General features: G+C 35.8%; 8 protein-coding genes. 4 read left to right on the forward strand and 4 right to left on the reverse strand.

Going from position 1 to position 11,342, the window contains the following annotated elements; all coding sequences use genetic code 11:
- Positions 1–32: 32 nt before the first annotated feature.
- The 4 genes from LUA86_RS14450 to truA all read right to left on the reverse strand — a co-directional run bounded on the left by LUA86_RS14450 (position 33) and on the right by truA (position 4,608).
- Entirely contained in the window at positions 33–1,208 is a 1,176-nt protein-coding gene (locus LUA86_RS14450; protein ID WP_231463941.1) for a FecR family protein, read from the reverse strand.
- A gap of 74 nt (positions 1,209–1,282) precedes the next feature.
- Positions 1,283–1,867, reverse strand: a complete 585-nt coding sequence (locus LUA86_RS14455; RefSeq protein ID WP_231463943.1) for an RNA polymerase sigma factor — start codon at positions 1,865–1,867, stop codon at positions 1,283–1,285.
- Between the two features lie 35 nt (positions 1,868–1,902).
- Positions 1,903–3,675 (reverse strand): ABC transporter ATP-binding protein, encoded by a 1,773-nt coding sequence (locus LUA86_RS14460; RefSeq protein ID WP_231463945.1) that lies wholly within the window; start codon positions 3,673–3,675, stop codon positions 1,903–1,905.
- 180 nt (positions 3,676–3,855) lie between these two features.
- Positions 3,856–4,608, reverse strand: a complete 753-nt coding sequence (truA, locus tag LUA86_RS14465; RefSeq protein WP_231463946.1) for a tRNA pseudouridine(38-40) synthase TruA — start codon at positions 4,606–4,608, stop codon at positions 3,856–3,858.
- An 85-nt stretch (positions 4,609–4,693) separates the two neighbouring features.
- Here truA and LUA86_RS14470 point away from each other — a divergent pair, with 85 nt between their 5' ends.
- The 4 genes from LUA86_RS14470 to bshC all read left to right on the forward strand — a co-directional run bounded on the left by LUA86_RS14470 (position 4,694) and on the right by bshC (position 11,312).
- Positions 4,694–5,152: a DUF4293 domain-containing protein gene (locus tag LUA86_RS14470; RefSeq protein WP_231463948.1), complete on the forward strand. Its 459-nt coding sequence runs from the start codon at positions 4,694–4,696 to the stop codon at positions 5,150–5,152.
- A gap of 343 nt (positions 5,153–5,495) precedes the next feature.
- Entirely contained in the window at positions 5,496–7,424 is a 1,929-nt protein-coding gene (locus LUA86_RS14475; protein WP_231463950.1) for a DEAD/DEAH box helicase, read from the forward strand.
- A 388-nt stretch (positions 7,425–7,812) separates the two neighbouring features.
- Complete coding sequence (locus LUA86_RS14480; protein ID WP_231463952.1) at positions 7,813–9,657, forward strand: alpha-L-fucosidase; 1,845 nt, start codon at positions 7,813–7,815, stop codon at positions 9,655–9,657.
- Between the two features lie 68 nt (positions 9,658–9,725).
- Positions 9,726–11,312, forward strand: a complete 1,587-nt coding sequence (gene bshC / locus LUA86_RS14485) for a bacillithiol biosynthesis cysteine-adding enzyme BshC (RefSeq protein WP_231463954.1) — start codon at positions 9,726–9,728, stop codon at positions 11,310–11,312.
- Positions 11,313–11,342 lie beyond the last annotated feature (30 nt).

Here is an 11,342-nt window from a genome sequence, read left to right on the forward strand (position 1 = left end):
CATATTGGCTTTTTGCCATCTATCTGGTTAGTTTATTTTTCTGATAAAACTTTGAGTTTTCGCCCTTCCAAAAGCTCAAATTTTATGTTTCCTGTTTTTTCGAGCATTTTCAATACTTCAGATAGCTTAGATTTTCGGGGCACCATTCCATTAAATCTTTTAGCAGGAACATTGTCATAGTCTATCTTAATGTCGTACCATCTTTCTAATTGATTCAGAATGGTTTTTAGTTCAGAATCATTAAATTGAAACAAACCATTTTTCCAGGCAATTTCATCATCAGTATCTACATCATTTACCACTTTTATTAAAGCATTTTGAGCAAGACCATTAACCGATTGTTCACCTGGCTTTAAAATTTTAGAGCTTTTCAAATTGCTAACCTTAATGCTTCCTTCCAGTAAAGTGGTTTTAACTGTGTTATCGTCTAAATAGCTATTGATGTTAAAGTGCGTACCTAATACTTCTACGTTTTGATTTTGACTTTGAACACGAAATGGCATTTGCTTATTTTTAGCGACTTCGAAATAGGCCTCGCCTTTAAGTTCTACCAAACGCTGTTTGCCTACAAATGCTTCGGGGTATTTTAAAGATGATGCAGCATTTAGCCAAACTTTGCTGCCATCGGGTAATATAACCTGATATTGACCGCCTTTGGGCGTTTCGATAGTATTATAAGCAATATTTTTACCAGCATTAATCACAGCTTTATTCACAATTGTATATACTAACTGCCCATCTTGCTCTCTCGAAATTTTAATACCATCGCGGTCGCTAATATTTGTAGCTGTGTTTTCATCCAAGATGATTTTAGAGCCATCAGCAAGTGTTAAAGTAGCCTTATTTTCACCGGGCAAAATATCAAAAGTCTTACTCTGATGTTGAGTCAAATCCTTTGTATTTGAACTTTTATCGTTTTGAGCATAATAAAACCCACCGAATGCTAAAGCCATTACAGCCGCAACAGAAATATATTTATAAAGCGGTTTTATCTTTGATTGTTGAGTTGAAGCTATTTTATTTTGAATTGCTTGATAATTTGAGTCCTCAAAATCTTCAATTTCTTTGGCCGGATTTAAATTACCGCCTGATTTACCAAGAAACTTATAATATTCCTCAACAAACTTAATTTCTTCGGCATTGGCTTCGCCAGATAAATAGCGTTTTAATATTTTATCTAAATCTTTTCGGCTAGGAAATGAATTCATTTTCTCTGGTTTTTATATCTATGTACCAGCAGATAGAAAATCTCCCAAAAAAAATATTAAATTTTAGAAATTATTCAAAAAAGGTACAATAAGCTACCGGCAATGGTGAGAAAAATATGTGTTAGCCGAAATTTTAAAGCATGTGTTGCGGTGGTTAACTGATTTTGAACAGTTTTTTGAGAAATATTTAAATCAACAGAGATTTTTGCTGTCGATAAACCCTCAAAATAATGAAGAATGAAGATTTTCCTTCTCTTTTTTGGTAGGGCTTTAATAAACAGTTCTATTAAATCTTTGGCTTCCTTCTCTAATAATTCGCCATCTGCCCGTAATGGAGAGATTAATTTCCCTTCAAATGCTTGATATAAAAAACTGTTTTTACTGCCTCTTTGAATGTGTTTTAACACTTGAAACCTTACCGCCGTATGTAAGTAAGCTAAAGGTTTTTGTAAATCGAGTTCTGCTTTTCTGTTCCACAAATCAGCAAACACGTTCTGAATTACATCCTGACATTTTTCTTTTTCTGGCAAGCGCTTGTAGGCAGCATTGTAGAGTTCGGCCCAGTAAAGTTTGTAGATTTTGCTAAAAGCCTGTTCGTTTCCTTGTTTTAATAAATCAAAGAGGTGTAAATCGTTCTCACTTTTTCTGCAGGATTCCAAAAATTCAGACTATTAGGAAACCAAACATAGTCATTTTAAGTGCCTTTAGCAATACCTTCTGATGAGAATTGCAAATCGTATAGCTTTTTGTAATAGCCATTTAGCCTTAATAATTGCTGATGCGTACCCTTTTCTTTAATTTCACCTTTATCTAAAACAATAATTTGATTTGCTTTTTGAATGGTTGATAAACGGTGAGCAATAACGATTGATGTTCTGCCTTCCATTAAATTATCAATTGCTTTTTGAATGAGCAATTCGGTTTCCGTATCAACGGATGAAGTTGCTTCATCTAAAACTAAAATTGCCGGATTATGAACCAATGCCCGGATAAATGAAATCAATTGCGCCTGTCCGGCAGAAAGCGTAGAACCTCTTTCCATTACATTGTATTGATATCCGCCCGGTAAACGTTCGATAAAATCATGCGCACCAACTTTTTTAGCTGCATTTACAACATCTTCCAGCTTGATTCCGGCATTATTTAAAGTAATATTATTTAAAATCGTATCAGAAAAAAGAAATACATCCTGTAAAACAGTGGCAATATTACTTCTTAAATAATTCAATTCTAAGTCGTGGATATCAATACCATCCACTGTAATTTTGCCCTTTTTTACTTCGTAGAAACGGTTTAAAATGTTTATGGTTGATGATTTTCCTGCGCCAGTGGCACCCACAAGTGCAACAGTTTCGCCTGCTTTAACATCAAAAGTTAAATCTTTTAAAACATAATTATCATCGTTATACGCAAACCAAACGTTTTTAAATTCGATATTTCCATCGAGTTTTGAGGGTGTCAGTTTCCCTGTATTTGGTGTTTTTTCATCGGTATCTAAAACTTTAAAAACACGCTCTGCACCAACCATACCCATTTGTAGGGTATTAAATTTATCCGCCAGTTGGCGAATTGGCGTAAAAACCATACCCAAATACATGATAAACTGCGTGATGGTGCCGGGCGTTACATCCAAAGGTTTAGCTAAAATACTTTTTGAGCCGTACCAAATCAATAGACCTAAAGACATGGCCGAAATTAACTCTACAACCGGAAAAAAGATTGAATAATACCAGTTTGAGCGAATATTTGCATCGCGATAGCGTTTATTGATGGCATAGAATTTTTTATACTCCTGGCGCTCACGGGCAAAATATTGAACAATAGAAACGCCAGTAATATGTTCTTGCAAAAAGGTATTCAGGTTCGATACCTCATTCCTGATTTCCTGAAAGGCAACCTTTATTGCTTTTTGAAACTTCCTTGTGGCAATTATAAGTAAGGGAATTGGCAAAAGCACCACAAGACTGAGTTCCCAATCGGTAAAGAGCATTACGGCAACAATTACAACAATTTGTAAGGAATCGCCAATCATCGAAATTAAACCCTCTGAAAATATATCTGCAATGGTTTCTAAATCTGAAACAGTTCGGGTTATTAGTTGACCAATAGGCGTTTTATCGAAATATTTTAAGCGTAACTGCGTAATGTGGTTAAAAACGTTAATTCGTAAATCGCGTATAACCGATTGACCCAAAGTATTGGTGAGTAAGGTGTGGCTATACTGAATTAAAGATTGCAGCATCAGCATAAAAATCATGAGCATCGTCATGTTTACCAAACCACCGTAATTGCCTGCTAAAATATAATTATCGAGTGTAAATTTGATAAGAAAAGGACGAACGGGAGAAATAGCCGCAAGCAAAATGGTTAAAATAACCGACCAAACAAAAACAGCACGATAAGGCCTCACATATTTAAAAATACGTTTAAGCAATCCTGTGTTATATACGTCGCCTGTTACTGCCATTTATGGGGTTTTGGGTGCAAGGCTTAGAGTTTAAGGCCTTACATCATCTTAAAATATAAATAATAATATGTTTCTTATCAAAGTAGTTTCAGATCTTATTTTTCCAGGTCTATACTAAATCCTGCTTTAAGCCATCAGCTAATTCGACGGCGGTGCCTTATACCTTAAAGCTTCCGCCATTTATTTTAAATAATGGTACTCCACTTTTACCAAATACAAACCGCAAGCCGGAACCGATTGACCTGCATTACTTCTGTTTTTACTATCAATAATGTTTTTAAAATCCTCCAAATTGATTTCTTTTTTACCAATTCTTACCAATGTTCCAACTATGGCCCTAACCATGTTCCGCAGAAAACGATCGGCTTCTATGGTAAAAACCAGGCTACCGTTTTCTTCTTCAAACTGAGCCTTTACAATTTTACAATTATTAGTAAAGGTTTGAGTGTTTGATTTACTGAAACAAGAGAAATCTGTATAATTTAGTAATTCTTTTGCCGCCTGATTCATTAAATCCACATCGAGCCCATCCTTTACCAGCCACGAACGGTTAAATTTAAAAGGATCTTTCTCGAAATGAATGTAATATTTATAAGCCCGGGCGGTGGCATCAAACCTGGCATGGGCATCATCAGTCACAGTTATAATTCTTTTTGCAGCAATTTGATAAGGAAGCATTGCATTTATGCCTCCAACTGCTGCTAAAACTTTTTCCTCACTAATATTTTCAACATCGAAATGAGCGTAAAAATCAGTAGCGTGTACGCCAGAATCGGTTCTGCCGCAACCTAAAGTTTCTATTGGTTGCCTAAAAAATATAGACATAGCTTTATCCAATAGCTCTTGTACAGTTACTGCATTTGGTTGAATTTGCCAGCCATGGTATAAGCTGCCATCATAAGCGATTTGTATGAAATACCTTTTTTTACTCAAAGCGATGCAAAAATACTTTTTCCTTTTATTAGATAAGCTTGTAAAATGGAATTAAATATATATTTGTACAATTTATTAAATTAACATGATACAAAGAATACAATCTATCTGGCTTTTTTTAGCAACGCTGACGCTTATTTTGATGCTGTTTTTACCAATTGCAACCAAGACTGTTGAAGGTAATGAAACAGCCATTTATATAAAAGGTATGCAGCAATCGTTTAGTGGAGATGGTTTGCTTGTGAAGACTAATATTCCGATGTTAACAACGAACATTACTTTAATTGTGATTTGCTTTATAAATATTTTTAATTTTAGAAAAAGAAGCTTACAAAAAAGAGTTATTATTTTTACAATTGCCGCAATTATAGGTTTTGCTTTTTGGTGCGGTATTTATATAAAACAACTTCCTGGCGGTATAGAGGGTGCAAGTTTTGGCATTGGCGCTTACATGCCTGCGGTTGCAATTTTATTCCTTGTATTAGCTATTTTCGGTATTAATAAAGATGAAAGTTTAATACGCTCTGCCGAAAGGTTGCGTTAATATTTATGCTGTTTTTGCCCTTTAAACCCGATTGTAGCGGAAATACTTTTTCTCAAACCTATAAGGTTTTTAAAACCTTACAGGTTTGAAAAAGATTGTAGTGTAAAGCGGGGCTGCATTAACCGATAAATGCAGGTTTTGATTTTCTAATTTTAACAGACATTTACAAACATTACGCTGAGAAAATACTCCATTCCCATCATCCATTTTCCATATCCCATTTTACACCATTTCTTTCTTCCTTATTTTCAAAGATTTAGCTTAAAAAACTATTTCCTTAACTATCAATAAAATACGGATTATTAAGCGTACCTTTGCGGCTTAATTATAAATAAAAAGACGAATGACAAACCCATTTCAATTATTGGGGATAAGTGATGACGTCGTTAATGCCGTAAAGGACCTTGGATTTGAAACTCCAACGCCTATTCAGGAGCAAAGTATTCCTGTACTGTTAGAAGGCACTAATGATTTTGTTGGTTTGGCCCAAACAGGAACAGGAAAAACAGCCGCATTTGGTTTGCCGCTGTTAGAACTAATCGATTTTAAAGTAACAAAACCGCAGGCATTAATTTTATGCCCAACGCGTGAGTTATGTTTACAAATCGCTAACGACCTTAAAAACTTTTCTAAAAACGTTGCTAATGCCCACGTTGTTGCCGTTTACGGTGGCGCGAACATTATGCAACAACTACGCGAGATACGCCAAGGCGTTCAAATTGTAGTGGCCACGCCCGGCCGTATGTTAGATATCATTGGCCGTAAGGCAATTGATTTCTCGAGCGTTAAATATGTTGTGCTTGATGAAGCTGACGAAATGTTAAACATGGGTTTCCAGGATGACATTAACGACATTTTATCAACTACACCTGATGACAAAAAAACCTGGTTATTTTCGGCTACAATGCCTGCAGAAGTTCGCCGTATAGCTAAAAACTATATGGATAACCCTGTAGAATTAACCATGGGCACAAAAAATACAGGTAACGTAAACATCGAACACGAATATTATATTGTTCGTGCACGTGATAAATATGCTGCCTTAAAACGTATTGTAGATTTTAACCCTGATATTTTCGGTGTTGTTTTCTGTAAAACAAAATTAGATACTCAGGATATTGCTGAGCATTTAATTAAAGATGGTTACAATGCTGATGCTTTACACGGCGATTTATCGCAACAACAACGTGATAAAGTTATGCAACGTTTCCGTGAGCGTAACATGCAATTGTTAATTGCTACTGATGTTGCTGCTCGTGGTATTGATGTAAGTGGCGTAACTCACGTAATTAACTACTCTTTACCTGATGAAATTGAAAGTTATACCCACCGTTCTGGCCGTACTGGTCGTGCAGGTAAAACTGGTATTTCAATCTGTATCATTAACTCTAAAGAAACAGGTAAAATCCGTCAACTAGAGCGTATTATTGGTAAACAATTTACTAAAGCTGAGTTACCAACCGGATTTGATGTTTGCGAAAAACAACTATTCTCTTTAGTACACAAAGTACATAACGTAGAAGTTAATGTAGAGCAAATTGACCAATACATTCCTCGTATTATGGATGAATTTAAAGATTTATCTAAAGAGGATGTAATCAAACGTTTTGCTTCATTAGAATTTAACCGTTTCTTAGACTACTATTCTAAAGCACCTGATTTAAATGCAGCTGTTGGCGATGAACGTGGCGAAAGAGGTGAGCGTGGAGAAAGACGCGGACGTGGTAGCGAAGGTTACACTCGTTTATTCATCAATCTAGGCTCGGTAGATGAATTTACCCGTGGCGATATGTTATCATTTATCTGTAACAACGGTAAGATTGGTGGCAAAAGCGTTGGTAAAATCGATTTAAAAGGTGTTTTCTCTTTCTTTGAAGTTGAAGATGCAGTTGCTGATAAAGTTTTTGAAGGCTTTAAAGCTGTTGAATTTAATGGTCGCCAGGTTCGCATTGAAAAAAGCGGAGATGGTGGACGTGGTGAAGGTGCAGGCGAAAGACGCGGTGGCGGTGAAAGACGTAGCGGTGGATTTGGCGGCGGTGAACGCAGAAGCGGCGGTGGCGGTGGTTACCGTGGTGGAAGTGGCAGTGGCGACAGAAGAAGTTCTGGCGGTAGCGGCAGACGTGAAGGTGGAAATCGTGAAGGTGGTGGCGGTTTCAGAGATTTCTCTGGCCGTAGCCGTGATGAAAAAGGTGGAAGCAGAGAAGGTGGAAGTGGACGCAGAGAAGGCGGAAATCGTGAAGGTGGAAGCGGCGAACGTCGCAAAAAATGGTAAATCACTAAACCAAATATTCTATAAGCCGTCCCGAAATTTCGGGGCGGCTTTTTTTTGCTCCATAGCGAAGCATTTATTATTAAAAAGTAATGCCTGTTAATTTCCATTTTGAAAAGCAAAATCCTGCTAAAATACACGAAAGTCGGGCTATCCGTTAAATCTTTTTGGCACAAAACTTAAACTTACAAAACCTGTTTACGACAGTGCTCAGGAAACTTCTTAAATTTTATTAAAAGCCAAAAAGGATATCACTCCTATCCCGTTTAAATACTCAAGTCATTACTACTATTAATCGTTTTTCTTGCCAAATCATTAACCATCATAAAAAATTATCACCCTTAATTTTTTAGAATCAAAGCACTATATTTAAGCCACATCAAAAAATAATATGAGAATTTTTAAGTGCCTGCTAATAACCTTTGCTTTTCTGCTAAACCTACAAACCAAAGCACAAAACAACCCGGATAATAAGGAAAAAATGCAATGGTTTGCAGATGCTAAACTCGGAATTTTTATTCACTGGGGAATTTATTCTGTAAATGGTATTTCAGAATCCTGGGCTTTTTATAATAATTATATCAATCATGATAATTACATGAAGCAGCTTAACGGATTTACTGCCGAAAAATATAATCCGCAGGAATGGGTAAATCTGATAAAAGAAAGCGGCGCAAAATATGCAGTTATTACCACTAAACACCACGATGGCATTTCATTATGGAACAGTAATGCAGAAAAAGCCATAACCACAGCTAACAGCAGTAGGGCAAAAAAGGATTTGCTAAGCCCATTTGTAGCAGCGCTAAAAAAATCGGGTTTGAAAACCGGCTTATATTATTCTTTGCCCGATTGGAGCCATCCTTACTATGATGTTTTTACCCGCGACCGTAAAAGGTACGATTCTAAAAAGGACATTTCAAAATGGAATCAGTTTATAAATTACCAGCAAACTCAGCTTAAAGAATTAAATAATTATCGCCCAGATTTATATTGGTTTGATGGCGATTGGGAACACAGTGCCGAAGAATGGCAGGTACCAAAAATAAAAAATATCCTCAGCAAAGATAATCCAAACGTAATTTTCAACTCGCGACTTGGTGCTTATGGAGATTATGAAACACCAGAACAATGTGTTCCGGTAGTAAAACCCAATGCCAGATACTGGGAACTTTGCTACACCATGAACGATTCATGGGGCTATCAACCTTTCGACACACATTACAAATCATCCAATATGATTATCAGAAATTTGGTTGATTGTATTAGCATGGGTGGAAATTTGTTACTGGATATCGCACCTAAGCCCGACGGAACAATTCCTGCAAATCAAGTTAAAATATTAAAGGATTTAGGTAGATGGACAAGCAAACACAAAGAAGCAATTTACGCTACACAGGCAGGAATACCAGAAGGCCATATAAATGCCAAAACAGCTTTATCAAAAGATAAAAAACAACTTTATATCTATGTAGACTTCAAAACCGAGCATGGAATTTTATTATCTGGGATAGAATCAAAGGTGAATAAAGTGGAATTAGTTGGCCTTAACAAACCGGTTAAATACACAAAATTTAATGATACAGATTATATTTTAGATATAGATGAAAGTGATTTTGATAATGATTTAACGGTACTAAAAGTTACGTTTAATGATGAAGTTAAATTATCTGATAAAAAACAAGCACCCATTTCATTGCAAAACTTATTTGAAGTTGGCCATGCAATGGATTTTACAAACCTGAATTACCTGACATTAGCCAAAAACTTAAACGATGGCATAAATATTTTTAAAAACACTAACCTCTCAGCAGATGGTTTAGGCTTTAAATCTGGTATAAGTAATTCAAAAAACGCGGTAAATAATTGGGTAGTTAAAAATGCAGAGGCTTTATACAATACCACTGCTGGTATTCCTGAAGGACATTATCAAGGTAAAACAGTACTATCTGAAGATAAACAAACGCTTTATCTTTTTGTAGAAGGCAAACCCACCGGACCAATTTCTATAAAGGGTTTAGATAATAATATCAGCAGAATTAGGGTTGTTGGTGAAGGTACAATGCTTAATCATAACATCTATAACAAATTATATTGGAGTAAAATTCCCGGCATAATTTATATTGATATACCCAAAGAAAAGCTGGATAAAGATTTAACCGTTATTGCTGTACTTTTGGATGGACCAATAAAATTATATAGAGAAAAGATTGGTGCTATTGAGAACAACCAGTAATATTTAAAAATTGTAAAATAGTTATTCAGCTTTATGAATGTGCTTTATTTGCATTACTTTCGCTAATTATGCAGGCAAAATATATTTCCTATCAGGAAACCGGTTCGTTTTCAAAACTGGTTTTAGATTATATTAATAACGAAGAAGCGCTCAAGGCTTTTTACAGTTATCGCCCGGATATGGATGGATTGAGCCAAGCCATTAGCAATAGAAAATTTTTAGGCGACAGAAGTATTTTAGTTGACGTTCTAAAAACTCAATATGAGCATCTTAACCCCAATAAATCTGTTAGCAAAAACATTGAGCTTTTAGGTTTAGAAAATACTTTTACGGTAACAACAGGCCATCAATTAAACCTATTTACTGGTCCGCTTTATTTTATCTATAAAATTGTAACAGCAATAAATCTTGCCATCGAACTTAAAATTGCGCATCCCGATAAGAATTTTGTTCCGATTTATTGGATGGCAACGGAAGACCATGATTTTGATGAAATCAATCATGTAAATGTTGATGAGAAAAACATTAGCTGGATACAAACAACCAACGGTGCAACGGGTAGATTGAGTACAAAAACCGTTACCGCAGCAGTTACCGCCTATAAAGGATATTTAGGTATTTCTGAAAATGGCAGGCACATTGCCAAACTGGTAGAAAAAGCTTATTTGGAACACGATAACCTGGCTGATGCAACCCGATATTTAGTTAATAATCTGTTCGAAAAATATGGATTAGTAATTGTAAATGCCGATGATAAGAAACTTAAAACGCTTTTTAAATCCGTAATCCAAGCCGATATTATTGAACACAATAGTTCTAAAAATATCGATAACAGTTCAAAAGACTTAGAAGAGCTTGGTTATAAAACGCAGGTTAATGGACGCGATATAAATTTCTTTTATTTAAAAGACGATTTACGTGAGCGTTTGGTTTTCGAAAATGGTAAATATCTGGTTAACCATACCGACATCAGTTTTACTGAAGATGAATTAAAGGAGGAAATCGACCTGCATCCTGAAAGGTTTAGTCCGAATGTTGTAATGCGCCCAATGTACCAGGAAGTGATATTGCCAAACATCGCTTATATTGGTGGAGGTGCAGAAGTTGCTTACTGGATGCAATTAAAAGCTAATTTCGATTATTATAAGGTTGATTTCCCGGTGTTATTACTTCGTAATTCGGCCTTATTGATTGATAAACGTAGTGCCGAAAATTTATATAATTTGGGTTTTAAGCTGGAAGATATCTTCTTACCTGTTGAAGAATTAAAAAACATTTGTGTTAGGAAGAATTCTACGGCGCAACTTATTCTTGCCGATGAAACCAGAGCCATAAACAGCATTTTCGACCAGATTAAATTGAATGCTTATAAAATTGACAAAACGCTTTCAGTTTCCACAGATACAGCCAAACAGAAAACAAACCATTTATTAGCCAATCTGGAGAAAAAGCTATTCAGAGCCGAAAAGCGAAAGCATGAAACAGCTTTAATTCAAATTGAAAACGTAAAGAAAAGGCTTTTCCCTAACGGAACCATGCAGGAAAGAACAATGAATATTGCCCCCATGTACGTTAATTATGGCGAAGATTTTCTGTCTACCTGCATAGAAAATTTCGAACCGCTGGGCGGAGATTTCACTTTATTGTTGCCTTAAATAAAACTCCGTCATTGCAAGGTACGAAGC

The sequence above is a fragment of the Pedobacter sp. Leaf132 genome, assembly GCF_920984695.1.
Lineage (GTDB): Bacteria > Bacteroidota > Bacteroidia > Sphingobacteriales > Sphingobacteriaceae > Pedobacter.